The following is a 22,246-nucleotide window of genomic DNA, read 5'->3' on the forward strand; positions in this document are numbered from 1 at the left end:
GCATGCGAGGGACAACAAATCAAGTCGACAGGTGGGAGTCAGTCGTCGACCGCCCCGTCGTCAGAACACCCTCCGAACAAATCCAATATATACATACATACCATAATAATATGCTTTTATAGAATATATATTGTTGATAGAATGGTATGAAGGACTGGAGGCCATTTCAGAACGACGAACAGGGAGTGAGTCCGGTGATTGGGGTAATTTTGATGGTTGCAGTGACCGTGATTATCGCCGCCGTTATCGGGTCCAGCGTGCTTGGACTGGGCGATTCGGTGAGCGATAGTCCGCCGCAAGTATCGTTTAATGCTGAGCAGGAAGATATAGAAGTTCATGAAGATCCCGGTGAATCGGGTCCGTCAGAAAACTTTCCTGGGCTAACTATTACTCATGACGGTGGAGAGGACGTGGACAAGGACGACATCTCTGTAGAAGTCAATGGTGAACCTGCATACGCGACTTTAGTACCCGCAGACGCCTTTTATCCTAATAGTGTTGCTAATGAAGATAAAACACATCCGATTAATCCGTGGGAGAACGTAGATGGTGATTCCATCTCTTCGGGAGATTCAACAACAATAGTACTAGGAACAGAGATTATACAAGAGGAAGACCTAACAGTTGGAGAAGATCCGATTAATTTCGAATATAACTATGGAGACGCAGGTGATAAATCACTTGTATATATAAATGATGATGAAAAGACAATTGCAGAAGATGATGGTGCACGCCTCGAAGAAGGCGACGAGGTCCGTATCACGTGGGAGTCGGGCGATCAGAGCCAGACACTCCTCGAAGAAGAAATCGAGTAGCTGATCCGCCCACAGACTATTCTTTGAGGTATCGACTCAACTCTTCATGACAATCAGATAGACAACACGAATCGTCGACCGCCAGCGCGTCAACCGCTCCGTTAGCCTTTAGCGGACGGGCGGCAAACCCCGGGTAATGACTGCGCAGGCCGTCGAATCGACTGAACACACGGTCGTCATCGGACTGGAGGTCCACGTCCAGCTCGAAACGTCGACCAAGATCTTCTGTGGCTGTTCGACCACCGCGGACGACGACGAGGAGCCCAACACCCGTACCTGTCCCGTCTGTCTGGGACTGCCCGGTGCGCTGCCGGTGCTCAACGAAGGAGCCGTCGAGGCCGCGGTCAAAATCGGCAAGGCACTGAACGCCGAGGTGCCCGAACGAACCACGTTCCACCGGAAGAACTACTACTACCCCGACCTCCCGAAGAACTTCCAGCTCACCCAGTACGACGCCCCGATCTGCCAACAGGGGAGCCTCGAAATCGCCGTCGAGGGCGAGCGCCGTGAGATCGGCATCACGCGTGCGCATCTCGAAGAGGACCCCGGAAGTCTCCAGCACAAAGGCGGACAGATCGACACCGCCGAGGCGACCCTAATCAACTACAACCGGGCTGGAACGCCGCTCGTGGAGATCGTCACCGAGCCGGATTTCCGCTCGCCCGCCGAAACCCGCGCCTTTCTCGCCAAACTCGAAGGTGTGCTCGAATATCTCGGCGTGTTTGATCCCACCCGCGACGGCAGCCTGCGCGTCGACGCCAACATCTCGCTGGTCGACAGCGACGAAGTCGACGGCGATGACGGCTCGATTCCCGACGCGGTGCTCGCCGATGCCAACCGAACTGAAGTCAAGAACATTTCGAGCCACAAGGGCGCCGAAAAGGCGCTGGCCTACGAAGTCACTCGCCAGAAGAACGCCGTCCGTCGCGGCCGTGTGATCGAAACTGAAACCCGCCACTGGGACGAAACGCGGGGGATTACGGTCTCGATGCGCTCGAAGGAGTCCGAAGCCGACTACCGCTACTTCCGAGAGGCCGATCTCCCGCCGCTCGAAGTTTCTCACTGGAAAGACGAGATTCCGATCCCCGAACTCCCCGATGCGCGCCGTGAGCGGTTTATAAGCGAATACGGCCTCGACAGCGAGTCGGCCTCGAAGCTCACCTCGACCAAGGAGGTCGCGGATTTCTTCGAGTCCGTTGCCGAAAACTTCGATGCGGATCTGGCGGCGACGTGGGTCGCTGACAATTTGCTTGGCGAACTCAACTACCGCGATATGGAAATCACGGACGTCGACCACCGCCTCGACGAATTTACGCGCCTCATCGGGTTAGTCGACGCCGACGAACTCACGGTCAAAAACGCCGAGGAGGTCGTCCTGCGGGAGATGCTCGACGAGGGCGACGATCCGGAGACGATCATCGATCACGAGGGCCTCGGCAAGGCCGACGACGATGCCATCGAGGGGTTCGTCGACGAGGCGATCGAAGAGAATCCCGAGGCGGTTGAGGACTACCACAACGGCGAGGGCGGTGCGCTGAACTTCCTCGTCGGCCAAGTGATGCAGAAATCTAAGGGCTCGGCCGATCCAGGCAGCGTCAACGAACTCCTTCGCTCACAGTTGGCGGATTGAACTCACCACAACGGGTTCGGTGAGCGTGTCGACCGCCACTCGCATAAAAAGGTACGACAAATTGCGCCCGAATAGTCACCCTTCTGTCGATCCTCTATCTCAGTGTAGAGATAGGGGGCATCTACCTATTATGGGGGGATTCAGGTGCGTCCGGAGTTCGGGCAAAACTATCTCTACCTGAATGGTCTCGCGTCTACTGGGGGGTAAACGCGGTGTCCATTCATGCAGGAATCACAGACCCGTGTCGCAGCCTCGATGGCCTATGCGGGCAACAAGGCACCTCACCGAGTACCACCGATCCGTCGACTGGTTTGTTGACTGAAGTACGTGGTCTCAGTATTCATAGTAATACGTCATATCGCTCTTGGGCCAACTGCTTGTATTATGAGACCGTATGAGTGTTATTGCGACCTTTGTTATCGACTCTGAGAGCTTCCCGCTCGGGAAATCAATCGAAAACCAGCCAACTGCCGAAATCGAGATCGAGCGGATCGTGCCGATGCGAGAGGACACGTTCCCCTTCATTTTCGTCTGGGATCACACAAACTTCGAACGGTTTGAGGAAACGATGCGTTCGCTTCCGGAGATCGAACTGATCACGCGGCTCGAAACCTTCGGGAACGGGAGACTGTACAAGATTTCGTGGGAGACAGACACCTCCCCCTTACTTCTCGAAATCAAGGCTAACGATGGCGTTATTCTATCAGCGCGCGGGGATACGATGGCCTGGGAGTTCGAACTCCGGTTTCCCGAACACGTGAACGTCTCGGGGTTCTTCCGTGACGTAACCGCCGGCAGTGACATCGATATGAAACTCAAGTCACTGGTTCAGGAGATGACGTTCGAGTCGACCGAATCCAGATCGGTTCTCACCGGCAAACAGGAACGGGCCCTCGAAACCGCCCTTGAGATGGGGTACTACGACGTGCCTCGTGGGGCGCATCTCGACGACGTCGCCGATGCCCTCGATAGCTCGCCGTCGGCGGCCAGCGCGCTGTTGCGGCGTGGCTGTAATCAGTTTTTCCAACACCACTTTACCGGATAGCTCATACGGTTGATTGGAGGACGCTACCGCACGACTGCTCACCGGGCAGCCGTCGAGTCGGTACCCGTCTACAGGAAACCGTATCAGTCGGTCGGCGCGGGCGTCGACGCCTCGCGCTCGACGATACCACTTTTCCACGTCCCGAGCCGGAACCAGAAGACAGCGACAATAAAGGAGGCGAACGCCCCGAACGAAAACGCCCACCACAGGCCGTCGACGCCCCAGTCGAACGCCGTGATCGTCAGTCCTGTCCCTGGAATCGCGTAGGCCCACCCGAAAGCGAGGACGAGGGCGGTGGGAACCCGGAAGATCCACCGCGAGAGGAACGAAAGCACCATGGCGACTTTGGTGACCCCCGCCCCGCGGAAGCCGCCCTGAATCACCATCACACCGCCGAAGAAGGCCCAGAACGGCGCGATGATCCGCAGGAAGACGATCCCCTCGTCGATGACCGCAGGGCCGTCGATGAACACGCCGATGGCCGCCGCGGGAAACGCGACGACGACTCCGGCCGCGGCAAAGAGGATCGCCATCGTCGCGGCGGTCGCCTTCCAGACAACCTCCGCGGCACGGTCGGGCGTCTTCGCGCCGAGGTTCTGGCCGACGCCCGTTGCGGTGGCCTGCCCCACGGCTCCCGCGACGGTCCAGGAGACCGACATTAGCCGGATGCCGATGCCGTAGGCCGCAATCGCGGCGACTGAAAACTGGGCGACGAAGCCAGCCATCACGACCGCCGCGAAGCTCCGGGCCCAGCCGTCGATCGTCGCCGGGGTGCCGATGTCGACCAACCGTCGCTGGAGGCCCCAGTCCGGTCTGAGGTCCGGGAGGCGGAGCCGAACGCCGAAACCACCGATGAGGAGTATATAAACCCCCACCGTAGCAGCGACCCCGCGGGCGATGAACGTGGCGATCGCCGCCCCTTGCGTGCCGAAGGCGGGGATCGGTCCCCAGCCGAGGATAAAAACCGGGTCGATGACGACGTTCAGCCCGGCCGACAGCAGCATCAGCCACATTGCGGTTTTGGTGTCGCCCGCGCCCTGCAAGGCGGCGCGGAAGGCGAAAAACAGGAAGGTGAGGGGAAGAGTGAGGAAGATGATCTCGATATAGGCCAGCGCCTCGGTGTACACCTGCCCCTCCGCGCCGATAGTCGACAACAGCGGCTCGCGGAATCCCAGCCCGATGGCGGCCAACACAGTAGCGACCGCCGTGGTCAGCAGCGCGGTCTGGCCGACGACCCGGTCGGCTTCTCGCTTGTTGCCCGCGCCGATGTGCTGGGATACTAAGGCAATGGTCGCCGCCGTGATCCCCATCGCCGTCGAGACGAACATCCACGAGAGCGGGAACATCAGCGAGACGGCGGCGACGGCCTCGTCGCTCACGCGGCCGACCCAGAACATATCCGCGAGGTTGTAGAACGTCTGCAGCAGGTTCCCGAGCACCAGCGGCCACGCCAGCGAGACGAGTCGCGGGGTGATCGCCCCGGTCGTCATGTCGACTGGCGAACTCCGTTTGCTCACGGGGATCGCCTCGGCTCGGTCAGCCCCATGCGGATCACCGGTCGACGATGTCCTCGACGGTCAGCAGGCGCGTTTCGGGATCGACCGCCGCGTCGACAACGACACCCGCCAGCCGGTCGACCGAGACGGGGCGGGCATCGCCGAGTCGCTCGGCGAGCGGATCGATCTCGTCGACGAGTTGGCAAAGGTAGTTGAGCGGTCGCGGAAAGTGTGGCTGGCCGGGGCCGTAGACGGGTCCAGGCCGAAGAATAACCGTCTCCAGAGAGAGGCTTTCGATCGCCCGTTCAGCCCGTCGTTTCGACTGAAGATACGCCCGGCGAGCTGTGGGGTAGTTGGCCGCAGACGAGAGCAAGACGTATGTGTCGACGCCAGCGCGTTCGGCTTCGAGAGCAGTAATAATGGCCGAATCACCGTTGAGTCGCTCGAAGGTGACGCCCTCACGCGGCCGTTCGTGGGCGATTCCGACCGAGTGGACGACAGCGTCGACCCCACGAAGACGGTCGCGCCAGACGTGTGGCGAAAACAGGTCGGCGCTGGTCCATTCGACGTGATCGACCCAACCACCGACCACGCCGTCGGGACGGCCGCTCCGCGAGACGCTTCGAACCTCGTGGCCTGCCGCGACCGCCTGTCGACAGATCGCCTGTCCGATGAACCCACTGCCGCCGACAACGAGAAGCCGTGCCATACCCTCAGTTGGGGTGGAAGGTACGTGGGAGTTGTGGTCGAAACAGCCGTGACTTTCTCAAGGTAGGCGGTGGCTACTTAACTACAACGCCCAGCGCCGACAGCGCAGTGACCGAGACGACCGTGATGACGACCGTCCAGCCGGCGATGCTCGCGGTCATCCACAAGGCGGTCGACCGTCGCGTCGACCCGAATCCGAGCGCCAACAACGCGGCAAGATGTACACCGGTACTAATCGGTGATGCCACCGCCAAGCCGGGGAGGCCGTATTTTTCCCACAGCCGTCTGATTCGTTTGTGTCGACCTGACGATTCTATCGTGGCACCTCGGCGTTCTGAAAGCGCCGTAACCCGCTTGTGGGCGATGATGATCCCGTAGATCGGCAGCAGATTCCCACCGAAGGCGACGACGGCAACTGCCACGGGTTGGAGACCGAGTCCAATGCCGATCGGAATGACGACCAGTATTTCGAGCAGCGGCGTCGCTGCCAACAGAAAGACGAGGAGGTACTGTCCGATCCCGCCAGCGTCAGCGATCTGGTCGCGTGCCCACGCTTCGGGATTCGAAAGGAGAACACCGCTGGTGGCTGCGGTCTCGGCGGCCACTGCGGCGACGTGTTCCATACCGGTTCGGAGCGACGCAACGAAAATAAGGCGTGCGACTCGGCTATCGACACCGGGTGTGGCGGGTTAGATTCGGTCGACCGTTCCAGACGGTTCGGGTTCGTCGGTCGACGCCTCGTCACCCTTGGCGGCACAGTCGGCTTTGATCGCTGCACGAATCGCCACACTAAGTAGGATGACCCCCTCGATACGGGCGGCTGTGATGACCCACGGTTTCGCGGTTGGAGCCGAACCCTCGTACTCGTAACTGAGTCTCGTTAGTGTCGAAAGAACGCGGTCGGGGTATAGTGCTTCAAGTAGTCCGAAGACGCCGATGAGGAGTTTGAGCATATCGTACCAGTCGACCGGGTGAGACAAAAAATCGCGGGTCGACGGTCGACTGCCAGTCAGCGCGAAAGGTTTAGGCCACAAAGCGGCGTATCTCGCCCAATGAGTCGCGGCCCTGCACTGATCATCACCGAAAAGGACAACGCCGCCCGGCGGATCGCCGAGATCCTGAGCGGCGGCACCGCCGACGCCACACGGGAAAACGGCGTCAACGTCTACAAATGGGGCAGTAAACGCTGTATCGGTCTCTCCGGCCACGTCGTCGGCGTCGACTTCCCCGCCGAGTACAACGACTGGCGCGACGTCGAACCGGTCGAACTGATCGGCGCACCGATCGAAAAGCAGCCGACCCAACAGAACATCGTCTCGGCGGTCCGCTCGCTGGCCCGAAACGCCTCGAACGTCACCATTGCCACCGACTACGACCGCGAGGGCGAACTGATCGGCAAGGAGGCCTACGAACTCGTCCGCGAGGTCAACGAGGACGTCGAGATCGACCGCGTTCGATTCTCTTCAATCACCGACCGCGAGGTTCATAGCGCCTTCGACGAGCCCGACGACCTTGATTTCGATCTGGCGGCCGCTGGCGAGGCCCGACAGGTAATCGATCTCATCTGGGGCGCGGCGCTCACCCGCTTTCTGTCGCTTTCGGCCCGCCAACTCGGCGACGATTTTATCTCCGTTGGCCGGGTTCAAGGGCCCACTCTCAAACTGATCGTCGACCGCGAACGCGAGATCGACGCCTTCGATCCCGAAGCCTACTGGGAGCTGTTTGCCGACCTCGAAAAGGCCGGCGAGGGCGGGTTCGAGGCCCAATACTTTTACCGCGATGAAGACGGCAACGAGGCCGAACGCGTCTGGGACGGCGACCGCGCTGAGGCCGTCTACGAGGTGCTGTCGTCGACCGACCAGGCGACGGTCGACTCGGTTCGTCGGCGGACCCGAACCGACAGACCGCCGGCCCCATTTAATACGACCCAGTTCATTCGCGCAGCGGGCTCGCTGAACTACTCGGCCCAGCGCGCGATGAGCATGGCCGAGGACCTCTACACTGCTGGTTACATCACCTACCCCCGAACCGACAACACGGTGTATCCCGAAGATCTCGACCCCGAAGAGCTGCTGGGTGCGTTCGTCGACAGCCGGGCGTTCGGCGATGACGCTGAATCGCTCCTCGAAGCCAGCGAGATCGAGCCGACCGCCGGGGACAACGAGACGACCGACCATCCGCCGATTCATCCGACCGGCGAACTCCCCGAGGCGGGTGCACTCTCCGAAGACGAGTGGGAGATCTACGAACTCGTCGTCCGGCGGTTCTTTGCAACCGTCGCCGACGACGCGACGTGGGAGCATTTAAAAGTCGTCGCGGCGGTCGACGTCGACCAGACGGCCGTCGACGAGCTCCGACTCAAGGCCAACGGCAAGCGGCTGATCGAGGCGGGCTACCACGACGTCTATCCGTACTTCAATCAGCAGGAGACCCACGTTCCTGACGTCGACAAAGGCGAGTCGTTGGCGATCACCGAAACGCGGATCGAGGACAAAGAAACCCAACCGCCCCGGCGCTATGGTCAATCGCGGTTGATCGAGACGATGGAGAAAATGGGGATCGGCACGAAGTCGACCCGCCACCATACCATCGAGAAACTCTACGATCGGGGCTACATCGAGAGCGATCCACCGCGGCCCACGATGCTCGCCCGCGCGGTCGTCGAGGCCGCCGAGGACTTCGCCGACCAGATCGTCAGCGAGGATATGACCGCCCAGTTGGAGGCGGATATGCAGGCGATCGCGGCGGGCGAAAAGGGCTACGACGAGGTGACAACCGAATCAAAGGAGATGTTGGAACGTGTGTTCGATGAGCTGACCGATTCGCGCGAAGAGATCGGTGACCACATCCAAAAATCCCTCAAGGCCGACAAAACGCTCGGTCCCTGCCCGGAGTGTGACGACGATCTGTTGGTTCGCAAAAGCCGCTACGGCTCGTACTTCGTCGGCTGCAACGGCTATCCCGACTGCACGTACACGCTGCCGTTACCATCTACCGGTAAGCCGCTGATACTCGACGAGACCTGCGACGACCACGAGCTTCGGGAGGTCAAGATGCTCGCCGGGCGAAAAACGTTCACCCACGGCTGTCCGCAGTGCAAAGCCGACGAGGCCGACGAGGAAGATGACCTCGTTATCGGAGCGTGTCCAGACTGTGGCGAGGATGAGAACGGCGAACTGGCAATCAAGCGCCTCCGCAACGGCTCGCGTCTCGTGGGCTGTACCCGGTATCCCGACTGCGATTACTCGCTGCCACTACCGCGACGCGGTGAGATCGAAGTCACCGACGAGCGGTGTGAGGAACACGACCTACCCGAACTCGTCGTCGACAACGGGGGCGACGAGCCGTGGGAGCTCGGCTGTCCGATCTGCAACTACCGCGAGTACCAGGCCAAACAGAACGGTTCCGAGCTGGAAACCGTCTCGGGCATCGGCGAAAAGACCGCCGAGAAGCTGAAGACGGCAGGCGTTGATGACGTTGCGGCGCTCAAGGATGCCGATCCTGACGACTTGGCCGAACAGGTCGACGGCGTCGGCGCCGACACCGTCCGAAACTGGCAGATAAAAGCCGACTAACCGGGTTCTCACCGTTTGAAAAGACGGATTCGCTATCGCAGGCAGTGCCTACTGTCTACTCGCCGTGACGCGTATCGGTATCTGTATCCATACCCGTGTTCGTGCCTGACTCCTCGTACGTGTCTGGCTGCTCGTGCGTGTATGCGCGGAGTTCGTCGACCGAAACTTCGTCAAGGACGCCCTCGGTCGTCGCTTCAAGAACGACCGGCGGGGCGCAGCCAGCCTCGCGGGCTTCGAGCCAGCGCGGCAGACAGACACACCAGCGGTCGCCCGGATGAAGCCCGGGGAACTGGAATTCGGGCCGCGGTGTTACCAGGTCGTTGCCTTGGGCGCGGCTGTATTCGAGAAATTCCTGCGTCATGACTGCACAGAGTTCGTGTCGACCCGGATCGCGGTCGAGGTGTCGACAGTGACCGTCGCGCAAAAACCCGGTTTCGGGGACCGTACTACAAGGTTCAAGCGGGCGACCAAGCACGTTCGATTCGTCGGAAGACATACGTCGACATCTCTCGACTGCGAGTTAGGTGTTGGCCTCTTGGGTGCGGCGAGTCGCCCGTGAGACGAGTGAACAAAAGGTGTGGCGGCAGCGTGCTGCCCGGTAGTGCCGCCCCCGTCGGGTGCCGTCCAGTATAAACCGGTAACGGCTCGGTGACCGGTCGGTCCCGTGGCCCCCACCAACGGAGCCAACCGGCGTACGTTCCATCAGTGTCGACGGAACGGCCGAGCAGTATGGCAGCCTTCCCCGGAGTTTCGACCGTCGCGTGTCGTCCCCCAACGACACGGCAACGAGGCCCGCTCCCCCGAACGGGCCTCCCACAGGTCGACCGCAGTGTGCGGATCCGGACTGCGATAGCCGCGTTGTGAGCCCGTTGGCGAGCCCACAGCATGCAGTATCGACAGCCAGTGCAGCCTCGTCGACAGCCGTGTGGGCCGTCACGAAAGGTACAGACAGCGGCTGTCTGCTGCCATATAAGATGTGACGAACGGGAGGTGTAAAACCATCACTGCTATATATACAGGGTCGGCGAACGATCGGGGCTATCTATCTAGAGCCTCGTCGGCTGGCTGCTCGAACAGCATCGTCAGGAGGGACCGTAGCGCTGCACGGAGGTGGTAGTTGACCGTCGGCTGTGAGATGCCGAGCGACTCGCCGATTTCGGTGCCCGTACTCCCGCGCGGCGAGTCGAAGTAGCGCGCGAAAAACGCCGTCCGGAGCGTCTCTTCTTGGCGCGGGGTGAGCCTGTCGAGCAGTTGCATCTGGAAGGTCTCACGCGTCTGCAGGCCTTGGTCGCTCGGGTGTCGAGAGACCACTGTCGACGGATATTCGCGGTTGAGCCGCTCGGTGACCGTCCGAACCGCGGTCGTCTGGGGGACGACCAGCTCGACGTGTTGGCGCTCGCCGTCGGCGTCGATCCGTCTTGGGATCGCCCCGCAGTCGACGAGCGTGGCGGCGAGCAGGGACCCAGAGACGGTCGCTTCGAACAGTGCCATCTCGTCGTGGCGGGTGATCGCCCGAAGCGTCTCGATCGCGAAGTGCTGTTCGGCCGCCCGCTCTACGGCCGCCGTCGACGCTTCGGTCGAAAAGTAGAGGAGCGACCGTCCCTCGCGCTGGGGAACGATCCCTTCGAACGAGACGGTCTCGCCGAGGTGGGCGGCCAGACGGCTCAACACGTCGTCGCTGGCCTCGACGTCGAGTTCGACGACCGTCCGAGCGTCGGTAAACAGCCCGCGTTTGGTTTCGGTCGCGGCGATAACGTAGGCGATGATCCGGCCGAAAACGCCCAGGAGCGTTCGGATGTGCTCGTCGAACGCCGACGGCGCGGTGGCGTACACCGAGAGCACGCCGTAGGTGATCTCCGAGTGAACTAACGGAACGCTGAACACCGACTGGTAGCCGCGCGAGAGCGCCTCCTTTCGCCACGGAGACCGCTGCCAATCCATCGAGATCTGCTCGACCGACACGGGTTCGGTCGTTCTGAGCGCACTGCAAGTCGGCTCGTCGACGACCGACAGGCCGCTGGTCGACAGCTGCTGGTCGAGCCAGTCGAGATAGCCGCCGTCGTCGCCCGCGGTGGCCCGTGTCTCGATCGTGTCGGTCCGGCGGTCAGCCGAGCCGATCCACGCGAACGCATAGCGGTCGAACCCGGCCAACACCGAACAGACGGCGGCCTCGGCCTCCTCGCGGGTCGAGGCTTCGAACAATCGGTCGACGAGTTCGCCGACGAGTTCGTTCGTGTGAGCCAGTGCGGCCAGCTCGGCGGTCTGGTCGGCCAGCGTCTGGCGGTGGGCCTGCGACTGGCGCTCCAGTTCGAGTCGATTGAACGCGGCCGCTACGGTCGCGCCGAGCAGCTCGGCGACGGTCCGCGTCCGCTCGGCGGTGGCTCCGGTGTCGGTGTCGCCGACGAACAGCACGCCGTGCTCTTCGATCGGGATGAACATCGCCCGCCGGTAGGGTGTCTCGGGGTCGAAGACCTCGGGATGGGCGCTCATATCTGCGGTTGTGACGAGTTCGGACTCGAAAAACGCCCGCCCTGAGAGGCTGGTGCTGCTGGCGGGGATCGACGGGAGTTCAGAGTAGCTCGTCTCAACAGCCGGGGTGTGCGCCAGCGGCCGAAAGGCGTTGGTGGCGTCGTCGTAACTGAACATGATTGCGTCGTCGAACCCGAACATCGTGGAGGCGGCCTCGACAGCGATTTCGGCGATACCCCCTTCGGACCGGACCGACAGCAGGTCGTGGGCGGCCTCGTAGAGCGCGGTGAACAGCTGTTCGGTGTGCTTTCGGAAGCTGACATCTCGGACGATACTGACTGTCCCGTGTCCACCATCGATCAGCGTTAGTGGCGTCATCCAGGACTCGACCGGCACTCGCTCGCCGGAGGCTGTCCGAATCTCGGCGGTGAGCATCGTCGCGTCAGCCTCGCCGTCGACCAGCGCCGCCCGGCGGTCACGTGCCTCCGCCATATCCTCGGGATCCGTAATCAGTGCGGCGCTTTCGCCACGCAATTCGGCTGCTGAGTAGCCTGTGAGTTCGGTGAACGCGGGATTGACGTAAACGAACCGCAGCTCGGAATCGAGAATGCAGACGCCGTCTCGAACCGACTCGACGATCTGTTTGTACTGTTCGAGCTCGCGTTCGCGTTGCTTTTCTTCGGAGATATCACGGTAGAACACCGAAATACCGGTTTCGGAGGGGTACAACCGCGCGCGAATCCACGCGTCGGTCGGCTCGGGGAGATACGTCTCGACAGCCGTCGATTCCTGTGTGTCGAGGACCGCTCGGAGGTCGTCTTCGTACATGCCGAGTTCCGGATGGAGATCCGAGAGCTTCGCGCCGACGTAGTCGACGTTAGGATATCGGGATTCGTCGATGGCCTGCGTGCTGAAATAGGTGAACCGAAGGTCGGTATCGAACGCGACAAAGCCGTCGGTCATCCGGTCGAGAACGGTTTCGAGCGTCGTCTCCAGTTCGATCTCCGCCGAGACATCGTCGAGTGTGACCACCACGCCTTCGACCGTTTCGCCGTTGGCCAGCGGCGAGGCGCTGATCGAGAGCCAGCGGCGGCCCTCTTCGGCCGGAACACTGACGAGCTCGTCGACGATCGACTCGCCCGAAGCCAGCACGCGGGCAACGGGCCGATCGGCCATCGGCACCGCCTGGTCGGTTATCGTCCGCATATCCAACGCCTCACAGTCGCTGCCGATCGCCTCGCTCGCCGGCAGACCCATGATCTCTTCGGCGACTGGATTGAGGAGCGTGATTTTACCCGCCGCGTTGAACAGGAGAATCCCGACCTGGCTCAGGTCGACGATCTCCTCGGAGACGCCCTCCGTGTGTGGTTCGTCGGCGTCGGTGTGACCGATCTCGGGTCCATCGGTCTCGAGTAGGTCGGCGTCGGCGTGACCGCGCTCGGAGTGATCCGTCTCAGGTAGGTCGGCGTCGGCGTCGACGCTCGTCGAGGCGGCCGGTGGGGGCTGCGATTCGGGAGTCGCCGAGGCGAGCGTCGAGCGGATCCGGTGGGCCAGAACGGTGTACAGTTCGGGCGGTTCCTGTTTATAAACGTACTCGGTCAGCCCCCGTTCGAGCGTCGGACCGACGGTCGCGGCGGGCTGGTCGGTGATCCAGAGTATCGGAAGCTCGAGCGCAGCGTCCCGTACGGCATTGACGAACGCCGTTCGGTCGGCCTCCGAACCGATCCACTCGCTTACCAGACAGTCGACCTCGGAGGTTCGACAGCGAGCCACGGCGTCTTCGACCTCGTCGACCAACTCCACAGCAAGCCCGGAATCGGCCGCTGCAAGCCCGTCGAGTGCTCCATCCGCCCGCTGGGAATTGAGGTCGACGTAGAGGACCTCTAGTTTCTGCATTTCTTCCAATTAGATAAGCGAGTCAGTCGTATATCACTGTTGATAGTGCGTTGAGAGTAATATTACGTGAGACTTGTGCGATAAAATGTAGATGTGAGCTAGTTAGTTACCATCCGCAGTGATTCACTTGTGCCGGAGATGCCGTCGAGCCGACAGAATCGGCCACCGCACCCTTTTTATTGTCACACAAGACACCTCAATCCAACATGAGCACACGCCCGTGGACCGAGTGGGACCATCTCCTCAAAATCGATCCGGACAAGCCGTTGGTCGACGGCGAGACGTTCGAGGACGTCTGTGCGACCGGCACCGATGCGATCGAGATCGGCGGGACGCTGGGAATGACCGAAGACAAGATGCAGCGAGTGGTCGACGCCTGCGCGGCCTACGACGTGCCGCTGTACCAGGAGCCGTCGAACCCCTCGGTCGTCATCGATTCGCCAGCCTTGGAGGGGTATCTAATACCGACCGTTTTCAATTCGAGCGATCCGTTCTGGATCGTCGGCGCGCACAAAGAGTGGGTGCGGATCGAAAACGGCCTCGACTGGGATCGGACGACGACCGAGGCCTACATCGTCCTGAATCCCGAGGCCTCGGTCGCCGAGTACACCGACGCCGACTGCGATCAGTCGGCCGACGACGTGGCCTCCTACGCGCGGGTGGCCGAGAAGATGTTCGGCCAGGAAATCATCTATCTGGAGTACTCCGGCACCTTTGGGGATTCCGAGATCGTGGAGGCCGCCAGCGATGCGCTTGACGATGCGACGCTGTTCTACGGCGGCGGCATCCACGACTACGACGACGCCTACGAGATGGGCCAACACGCCGACGTGGTCGTCGTCGGCGACCTGCTGCACGACAAGGGCTGCGACGCCGTGAGCGAGACGGTCGACGGCGTCAAGGACGCCCACACGGCGTCGACGCCGACGAACTAACGTGGCTGTCTGCCTTCCACTTTCTTCTAAGCGATCTCAGACGCCCCAGAACAGCGCAATCCCGAGCGGCGTCACGATCGTCAACAGCAGTTGGAGCGGCAGTCCGACCCGGATGAAATCCGAGAACCGGTAGCCGCCGGGGGCGTACACCATTAGGTTCGTCTGGTAGCCGACGGGCGTCATAAAGGCCGTCGACGCGGCGAACGTCACCGCGAGCACGAACGAAAACGGGTTGGCCCCCAGCGTCGAGGCCGTGTCGATTGCCAGCGGGATCATCAACACAACACTGGCGTTGTTGCTGACGAGGTTGGTCAGCAGCGCGGTGAACAGGTAGAACACCCCCAGCAAGGCAAGCGGCGGCAACAGCGACCCCGAAGCGACGATGAGTTCGCCGAGGAAGGCCGCCGCGCCCGACTCCTCCATGGCGATCCCCAGCGGAATCACGCCCGCCAGCAGGAAGATCACGTCCCAACTGACCGCGTCGTAGGCGTCGGCGGGCCGCAGACAGCCCGAGAAGATCATCGCCACGATGCCGCCGAGCGCGCTGACCATAATCGGGAGGATATCGAACGCTGCCAACCCGACGACGCCCGCGATGATGCCGAGTGCGACCGGGATCTTTCGTTTGTCGAAGCCCTCCCAGTTGTCCTCGCCCGAGACGACCAGCGAGCGGTCTGCTCGGAGCGATTCGAGCGTCGACTCCCCAGCCTGAACCAGCAGCGTGTCGCCGCCCTGCAGACGGAGTCCCCGCATTCGCTCGCGGATGACCTCGCTGCCGCGGCGGATCGCCAGCACCGTCACGTCGTGTCGACGCTGGAAGTCCGAGACGCGAAACGGCCGACCCGTGAGCCACGACCCCGGCAACAGGACGACCTCGGTCAGCGTCTTGTCGGCTTTTTCATCTTCCTCGTCTTCATCTTCGGCTTCGTCGGTTTCGTCTTCTTCCTTGGTGGCTTCGTCTTTTGGCTCGTCGATCTCCTCACCGGGTTCGCCTCCCGACCCGTCGGTAAGTTCTCGATCCTCGGACGGAAGCCTGGGGTCCGTATCGGTGTTGGTGTCGGTGTCGACGCTCGCTGTGTCGATCTCGCCGGTCTCCTCGCTTTCGTCCGCTTGAGTCGAACCGTTGTCGTCACCATTGAGTTCGCTGATGACCGCGCGTCTGATCTTCAACGACTCCTCTTGGTCGAACTCGTCGATCACCTCGGGCAGCAGGTCGAGACTCTTCTCGTCGAGGATCGTCTGGAGGGTTTCCTCGTCGGCGCGAACCGCGAGAATGTCGCCCGCGCGGATGCGCTTGTGGCGGAGCCCGCGGGTGATCGTCCGGCCGTTTCTGACGATCTGGAACACGTCGAGATCGAGGTCGTCACCACGGAGGTCTCGAACGCGGCTGCCGACGAGGTCGGCGTCCTCACGGACGACGACGTCGGTGAGATACTCCGAGAGGCCGAACTCCTCGTTGGGGTCCGACGAGGGCTTGATTCGCGCGGGCGTGAGATAGCGGCCGATAGTCATGAGATAGATAATGCCGACCACTAACACCAGCACACCGAGCTGCGTAAACTCGAACATCGAAAACGGCTCGCCGCCGCCCTGTCGCGCCCAGATGTCGGAGGCAAGCAGGTTGGTCGACGTGCCGATCAGCGTCAGCGTTCCGCCCATCATCGCGGCAAACGACATCGGCATCAGGAGCTTCGAGGGCGAGGTGTTGGCCTTCTTTGCGAGTTCGGAAATTGCGGGGATGAGAATGGCGACGATCGGCGTATTGTTGACGAAGCCCGCCGGGGGGCCAGCGAGCCCCATGATCGCCAGCAACTGTTTGGTCTCGCTGCCGCCGGTGTACTCCGAGACCTTCCGGGTCAACAGCTGGATTGCGCCGGTCTGTCTGACCCCCTCGCTGAGGATGAACATCGCCAGCACCGTGATCGTCGCGGTGTTCGAAAACCCCGAGACGCCCTCGGCGGGGGTGACGCCCGTCCAGGGTTCCAGGACGATCAGCCCGACCATGATCGCAATCGCGGTCGTATCGATGGGGATCGGCTGGGCGACGAAGAACACCAGCGCGAGCAGGATAATCGCGAATACGACCAGAATATCGGGGGTGAGCCCCCACGGCAAGCCCGACGTGGTGAGCAGTCCGTCGGCGACGAGGGTCGAAAACATTTGTTACTGTCTGACCTGTTGTAGATAGTGAATTAAAGCACTACTGTATCGATTTCTCGCAGCCCTACTTGCGAAGCGGCTGTCGACGGCCGTAGGTCCCCGTTCGCCAGAGCCATTCCACCGGGCCGAACCGGAAGTAGCGAAGCCAGAGAACTGAAACAACGAGCTGGACTGCCCAGATGGCGACGACGACCACGAGCTGTTCGACCCGACTGACCGAGCCAAAGAGGCCGAGGCCGTGGCCGTAGAAAATCGAGGTCGCCAACAGGGTCTGCAGGAGGTAGTTGCTGAGCGCGGTCCGACCCACGGCCGCCAACGCGGTCGACACCAGCCCTGTCGCCGAGTGTCGACACCAGAGCATCACCACGGCGATGTAGGCGAGCGCCAAAAGGAAGCTCCCCCAGTAGTTGAACTGCGTGCCGAAAAACAGCGCGCCGGGCGCCTGCCAGTCGACGGCCGTGTTGTACCACAGTCCCGCGAGAACTAGCGCGAGTCCACTGACGCCACCGCCAACGAGGAGTCGCTTGTAGAACCGCGTCGACCGTTCGTTGGCGAGCACGCCCCATTTAAATAGGGCCATTCCCCACAGCATCAGCCCGCCGAGCCGCCAGGCCGTGTTGAGGAAAAAGCCGCTGGTCTGCTGGGAGAGCGCGGTGTCGAACCGATGGTCGAACTGGCCGACCCAGCCGTCGCGGTAGGTTGCGATTTCCTCGGCAAGCGCAGCCTCCGAGGGCGACCAGAAGGCGAACGTCGTGCCGGGGTCGACCGACAGGCCCTGGCTGATGTACAGCAGCGTTGGAATCGCCATCAGCAGCAGGCCGATCCGAGCCAGGCGGGCGGGCTCCCAGTCACGCGCCGCGACGACGACAAATCCGCACAGCGCGTAGGGAACCAGGATGTCGCCGTACCACAGCAGGTAGGCGTGGGCGAGCCCAATGACCAGCAAAATCGCCGTCCGGCGGTAGTGAAGCCGGATCGCCGAGACCTCGTCTTTGTTCCGAGTAAAGAGAATGATCCCCGCGCCGAACATGAGCGTAAACAGCGTGATGAACTTCTCTTGGGCGAACACGTAGGCGGCCAGCCACGCGAGGTAGTTCAACCCGGAGAAGTCACCGTACGCGGTCGGATTCGACAGCACGGCGAACGGCATCGAGAACACCCAGATGTTGATGAGGAGAATACCGAGCAGTGCGACCCCGCGAAGGACATCCAGACTGACGATCCGATCCGTGGGCGAGGTTGGAGCCAGCTCCCGATCCATTGGTTGGGAATTCAGTTCAATGAGTAAAAACGTCCTGTATTCGGTCGACGGCCGGCCCAGCCAGTCGTCTCCTCACACACCCACGAGTAACCCCACCATGTTCTCACGGGAACGCCGCCACACCCACGATCAAACTGGCGTCCCGATCGACTGGTCGGCTATTAATACGATACAGTAGGATGGTTGTTCTTACTAGTCTATTTTACGTATAAAAGTATAAGCCAACTCAAAGCGAACCGCGACGTGGTGTCAACCAATGCCAATCGAAGACCTCGCACGCAGTGACGTTGTAACGGCAACTGAAGACACAGCCGTCTCGGAGATCGCCCAGCGGATGGCCGACGAGACCGTCGGCAGCGTCGTGATCGTCGACGACGAGACGCCGGTCGGGATCGTCACCGACCGAGACCTCGCCCTCCGGTGTGTCGCCGAGGAAGGCGACACAAGTGAGATGACCGCAAGCAACGTGATGACCGAAGATGTCGAGACCGCCGATCGGGACGCTGGCTTCTACGAGGCCGTCGACCGAATGAGTGAGAAGGGGATTCGGCGGCTCCCCGTCACCAACGACTCCGGCGAGCTCGCCGGGATTCTCACCTCTGACGACCTGACCACACTGCTGGCGGACGAACAGCAGGGGCTCTCAAAGGTCATCGAGGCCCAGCGACCGGACTACGAATGAACTACAAGGAGTTCGTGGGTCAGGTCCAACACCGACTCGAACTCGACGAACTCGGTCCGGCCGTGCGGGCGACACGGGCCGTGCTGACGACGCTCGGCGAACGGATAGACCCGGGCGAGGCGGCCGATCTGGCCAGCCCGTTGCCGATGGAGGTCGACCGGCATCTGATCGAGGCTAAATCAGGTGAGAAATTCAGCTACGACGAGTTTCTCGACCGGGTGAGCGAACGCGCGGCGGTCGACCGATCGGACGCCAACTACTACGCCGGGACGATCGTCGGGCTCGTCAGTGAAGTGGTGCCCGCGGGAAACATCGAGAAAGTACGGGGCCAGTTACCCGAGGAGTTCGAGTCGATTTTCCAGTTCGTCGACGAGCCACACCCCTTGGCCCGCGAGCAGTAGGGCCGTCGGCCAAAACCGGCCGAGTTTAATGGGTGTGGGCGAAACCCTCGCGTATGCAGGACCGAACCTACACTGCGGATGCCGAGCCGGGTGAGACCGTTACGGTCGCCGGCTGGGTCCACGAAGTCCGCGACCTCGGTGGCATCGCCTTTCTCATTTTGCGGGATACAACCGGCAAAATCCAGATCAAGTTCGAAAAAGACGAGATGGACGACGACCTCGTCGAGACGGGCCTCGGTGCCTCGCGCGAGAGCGTGATCACCACAACGGGACCGGTCGACGAGGAGCCCCGCGCACCCACGGGTGTCGAACTCACCCCCGATTCCGTCGAGGTCATCGCTGAAGCCGACACCGAACTGCCGCTCGATCCATCCGGCAAGGTCGACGCCGAGATCTCGACACGACTCGACAACCGGACGCTCGATCTCCGCAAGGAGGAGGTCCAGGCGATCTTCACGATCCGCGCCGAGATCCAGCGCGCCGCCCGCGAGACGTTCCGCGACCTGATGTGTACGGAGATCACCACACCGAAAATCGTTGCGACGGGGACCGAAGGCGGCACCGAGCTGTTCCCGATCACCTACTTCGGTGAAGAGGCCTTCATGAACCAGAGCCCGCAGCTATTCAAACAGCTGATGGCCGGTTCGAACCTCGAACGCGTTTTCGAGATCGGCCCGATCTTCCGCGCCGAGGAACACAACACTCCGCGGCACCTCAACGAAGCGACCTCAATCGACTTCGAGGGAGCCTTTTGCGATCACCACGAGGCGATGGACGTCGCCGAAGCAGTCGTGAAAGCGGCCTACGAGGCCGTCGACGCCAACTGCGCCGACGAACTCGACGCGCTCGGACTGGCCGAGGAGTTCGAGGTTCCCGACGGCGACTTCCCACGGCTGAGCTACGAGGAGGCCATCGAGCGCATCAACGCCACCGGCCAACTCGACGAGCAGTTGCTGTGGGGCGACGACCTGCCGACCGAGGGCGAGGTCGCGCTCGGCGAGGACGTCGGCGAACACTACTTCATCACCGACTGGCCCAGCGAGATCAAGCCCTTTTATATCATGGATCAGGCCGAGGACGAGCAGTTGTCGACGGGCTTCGATCTGATGCACCCCCGGATGGAACTCGTCTCGGGTGGCCAGCGTGAACACCGCTACGACCACCTGATCGAAGGCTTCGAACAGCAGGGACTCGACCCCGATGAGTTCGAGTACTACACGAAGATGTTCAAGTACGGCATGCCGCCACACGCCGGGTTCGGTCTCGGTGGCGAGCGACTCGTGATGACGATCCTCGGGCTGAGCAACATTCGGGAAGCTGTTCTCTTCCCGCGAGACCGACAGCGCCTGTCACCGTAGGGAGCGAGGTCGCTTTGCGACCTCGGCAGCGAACGGCGACCGGTGGAAGCCGTGAGCGGCGACGGCGCGATCATCGAGTGGGAGCAAACGATTCCATCAGGATCGCTAGTTCCTATGCGACCTGCAGCGATCGAGCCTAGAGTCGACTACGTATTCGAGAGGATTTCGCTGGCGATGCTTTCGGATTCGACATCCGTGTCGACGTCGATCTGCCGGACGAGATCGACGAGGTCCGAGAGCTGTGGGAAGGTATAAACAGTGAGATCGAGGTCTGTATCCTGGGTTTTGATCTGCGAGTCGAGAACGAACACCATCTCCTTGTCGGGCCAGCCGCCCATTTTGTCGACGATCTCCTCGGTCGTCCCGTAGGTGAACGTCGGCGTATCGATGTCGATCGTCGTGTTGAGGACGTTCGCCCAGCCGTCGATGTAGCTGGAGGTCATGATGTTGCCGATCTCTTGGATCGCCGACTGCTCCATGCTCGAAAACCCATCACCGTCGCTGCCCATATCACCGGGGATCATCGACCCCGCCAACTCCTTGCTGTGGTCGGGATCGAGAATGAACAGCACGTAGCCGTAGGGCGATTCAACGAGTTCGACGTCGATGCCGACCGCCTCAGTGCCGCCGAGGTGGGTTTTGACGTCGTCGATATGTAGGAAGTTGATTTTCGCCATCTCGATCTTGGCGTCCATTCCCGACATCTGCGAGAGGCTGTCGGCGACTCGCTTAGAGCCCTCGCGACAGATCTTATTAAAAAGCTCGAGTTTCCGAATGTCGACCTTCAGACTCATATGGATATCCCAATTCGTTGTATCATAGTATAGTTATCTTTATTCCTGTGTGACATGACCGTCTTCAACTCTCGGACGTCGACAGCACAGTCAGCCCAGTAGTTTATATGAGAATTGTACTGTCCATACCTGTAAATTCTAAAATATTTACATCCCAGAGCCACAGGGGAACATCCGAATTGTACTGACGAATGCGTTACAGTACGCGATGCGTATCTACTGCGAATCGGTTGAGACGCCAGTCGAAGACACCCTCCGTGAAATGGCCTGTAAGTAGCAACCCATCCTGGAGTTACAATACGTATCGAGTAGCCGTTAGTTACTGTACGAATACACACATGGCCACGCGACTTTTATTGTCGAACCACCTACAGTAGACAATGAGCACCGACCTTTCGGATGCGGTCCTCGATGAGGCGGCCAATCGTGGTGAGACGCTCACGATCCACGACTTGCTACGGTTGATCGAGCGGTTCGATACCGGCCCTGGCGTGCCCAACGACCGGCTCGACAGGTATATTGATGCACTGGGAAACAGCCGGTTCAACGAGTCGGCACTCCGCGACGGACTCGAAACGCGGCTTGTTGAGGCCGACGAGTGGCAGACCGAAACCGAAGTCTACCGGCTCGATGGTGGCGTGAGTGCGTTTCCTCCCCGGTGGCATGACGACCTCACTGGCGAGGCAGACATCACGCGCTATGTGGCGACAATGACTGCCGCTGTCGAGGGCGGCTCGGAGGGGTATGCCAACGGCGGCCACGGTGACGGCGTCCCCGAGAAACTCCTCCTCGATACGGCCGTCATCTTCGGTGACTATTCGTACGGCGACGCGATGGACGAAGTCGACCGCCTGCGCGATGCGGGCCTGCTGACCGCGGATGCCGACCAACATCCTAGCGCTCGCATCCAACTTACACCCGACGGTGCAGATCATCTCGGCATCGACTCTAAAGACGAGTCGGTCGACATACAAACGGGGACCGACCGTACAAAGGACCCTCGAATCGACGAATAACAACC

19 protein-coding genes are annotated in these 22,246 nt (G+C 61.3%); 9 read left to right on the forward strand and 10 right to left on the reverse strand.

Going from position 1 to position 22,246, the window contains the following annotated elements; translation table 11 throughout:
- Positions 1-146: 146 nt before the first annotated feature.
- The 3 genes from O2S87_RS03330 to O2S87_RS03340 all read left to right on the forward strand — a co-directional run bounded on the left by O2S87_RS03330 (position 147) and on the right by O2S87_RS03340 (position 3,490).
- Positions 147-815: a type IV pilin domain-containing protein gene (locus O2S87_RS03330; protein ID WP_475407383.1), complete on the forward strand. Its 669-nt coding sequence runs from the start codon at positions 147-149 to the stop codon at positions 813-815.
- Between the two features lie 136 nt (positions 816-951).
- The gene (gatB, locus tag O2S87_RS03335; protein ID WP_475407384.1) at positions 952-2,445 is read left to right on the forward strand and encodes an Asp-tRNA(Asn)/Glu-tRNA(Gln) amidotransferase subunit GatB; all 1,494 of its coding nucleotides are present in this window, start codon (positions 952-954) and stop codon (positions 2,443-2,445) included.
- A gap of 394 nt (positions 2,446-2,839) precedes the next feature.
- Positions 2,840-3,490, forward strand: a complete 651-nt coding sequence (locus O2S87_RS03340) for a helix-turn-helix domain-containing protein (protein ID WP_475407385.1) — start codon at positions 2,840-2,842, stop codon at positions 3,488-3,490.
- Between the two features lie 83 nt (positions 3,491-3,573).
- On the opposite strand, the gene O2S87_RS03345 is transcribed toward O2S87_RS03340, so the two are convergent.
- From O2S87_RS03345 to O2S87_RS03360, 4 genes are all read right to left on the reverse strand, one after another.
- Entirely contained in the window at positions 3,574-4,980 is a 1,407-nt protein-coding gene (locus O2S87_RS03345; RefSeq protein WP_475407416.1) for an MATE family efflux transporter, read from the reverse strand.
- A gap of 61 nt (positions 4,981-5,041) precedes the next feature.
- On the reverse strand, positions 5,042-5,695 hold the full coding sequence (locus O2S87_RS03350; RefSeq protein ID WP_475407386.1) for an NAD-dependent epimerase/dehydratase family protein: 654 nt from the start codon (positions 5,693-5,695) through the stop codon (positions 5,042-5,044).
- Positions 5,696-5,768: 73 nt separating this feature from the next.
- Entirely contained in the window at positions 5,769-6,317 is a 549-nt protein-coding gene (locus tag O2S87_RS03355) for a small multi-drug export protein (RefSeq protein ID WP_475407387.1), read from the reverse strand.
- Positions 6,318-6,383: 66 nt separating this feature from the next.
- Positions 6,384-6,647, reverse strand: a complete 264-nt coding sequence (locus tag O2S87_RS03360) for a hypothetical protein (RefSeq protein ID WP_475407388.1) — start codon at positions 6,645-6,647, stop codon at positions 6,384-6,386.
- Positions 6,648-6,746: 99 nt separating this feature from the next.
- On the opposite strand from O2S87_RS03360, the gene O2S87_RS03365 reads away from it, so the two are divergent.
- Positions 6,747-9,269 (forward strand): DNA topoisomerase I, encoded by a 2,523-nt coding sequence (locus O2S87_RS03365; protein WP_475407389.1) that lies wholly within the window; start codon positions 6,747-6,749, stop codon positions 9,267-9,269.
- A gap of 55 nt (positions 9,270-9,324) precedes the next feature.
- Here O2S87_RS03365 and O2S87_RS03370 read toward each other — a convergent pair whose 3' ends face one another.
- The 3 genes from O2S87_RS03370 to O2S87_RS03380 form a co-directional block, all read right to left on the reverse strand.
- On the reverse strand, positions 9,325-9,765 hold the full coding sequence (locus O2S87_RS03370; protein WP_475407390.1) for a DUF2237 family protein: 441 nt from the start codon (positions 9,763-9,765) through the stop codon (positions 9,325-9,327).
- Between the two features lie 24 nt (positions 9,766-9,789).
- A complete protein-coding gene (locus tag O2S87_RS03375; protein ID WP_475407391.1) occupies positions 9,790-9,972 on the reverse strand; it encodes a hypothetical protein in 183 nt (60 codons plus the stop codon).
- 335 nt (positions 9,973-10,307) lie between these two features.
- On the reverse strand, positions 10,308-13,634 hold the full coding sequence (locus O2S87_RS03380; protein ID WP_475407392.1) for a PAS domain-containing protein: 3,327 nt from the start codon (positions 13,632-13,634) through the stop codon (positions 10,308-10,310).
- Positions 13,635-13,840: 206 nt separating this feature from the next.
- On the opposite strand from O2S87_RS03380, the gene O2S87_RS03385 reads away from it, so the two are divergent.
- A complete protein-coding gene (locus tag O2S87_RS03385) occupies positions 13,841-14,569 on the forward strand; it encodes a phosphoglycerol geranylgeranyltransferase (protein ID WP_475407393.1) in 729 nt (242 codons plus the stop codon).
- Between the two features lie 36 nt (positions 14,570-14,605).
- On the opposite strand, the gene O2S87_RS03390 is transcribed toward O2S87_RS03385, so the two are convergent.
- A complete protein-coding gene (locus O2S87_RS03390) occupies positions 14,606-16,729 on the reverse strand; it encodes an SLC13 family permease (RefSeq protein WP_475407394.1) in 2,124 nt (707 codons plus the stop codon).
- Positions 16,730-16,793: 64 nt separating this feature from the next.
- Positions 16,794-17,990 carry a DUF418 domain-containing protein gene (locus O2S87_RS03395; RefSeq protein ID WP_475407395.1) on the reverse strand — a complete coding sequence of 399 codons (1,197 nt, stop codon included), beginning with the start codon at positions 17,988-17,990 and terminating at the stop codon, positions 16,794-16,796.
- Between the two features lie 256 nt (positions 17,991-18,246).
- Here O2S87_RS03395 and O2S87_RS03400 point away from each other — a divergent pair, with 256 nt between their 5' ends.
- The 3 genes from O2S87_RS03400 to aspS are packed head-to-tail and all read left to right on the forward strand — an operon-like array spanning position 18,247 to position 20,431.
- Entirely contained in the window at positions 18,247-18,672 is a 426-nt protein-coding gene (locus O2S87_RS03400) for a CBS domain-containing protein (RefSeq protein WP_475407396.1), read from the forward strand.
- A complete protein-coding gene (locus O2S87_RS03405; protein ID WP_475407397.1) occupies positions 18,669-19,073 on the forward strand; it encodes a DUF2267 domain-containing protein in 405 nt (134 codons plus the stop codon). Before O2S87_RS03400 ends, O2S87_RS03405 begins: the two co-directional genes overlap by 4 nt.
- Before the next feature lie 53 nt (positions 19,074-19,126).
- A complete protein-coding gene (gene aspS, locus O2S87_RS03410) occupies positions 19,127-20,431 on the forward strand; it encodes an aspartate--tRNA(Asn) ligase (RefSeq protein ID WP_475407398.1) in 1,305 nt (434 codons plus the stop codon).
- A 146-nt stretch (positions 20,432-20,577) separates the two neighbouring features.
- Here the strand turns inward: aspS and O2S87_RS03415 are convergent, their stop codons facing one another.
- Entirely contained in the window at positions 20,578-21,225 is a 648-nt protein-coding gene (locus O2S87_RS03415; protein WP_475407399.1) for a chemotaxis protein CheC, read from the reverse strand.
- Positions 21,226-21,605: 380 nt separating this feature from the next.
- Here O2S87_RS03415 and O2S87_RS03420 point away from each other — a divergent pair, with 380 nt between their 5' ends.
- Positions 21,606-22,241: a hypothetical protein gene (locus O2S87_RS03420; protein ID WP_475407400.1), complete on the forward strand. Its 636-nt coding sequence runs from the start codon at positions 21,606-21,608 to the stop codon at positions 22,239-22,241.
- Positions 22,242-22,246 lie beyond the last annotated feature (5 nt).

Source organism: Halohasta sp. A2 (assembly GCF_056175805.1).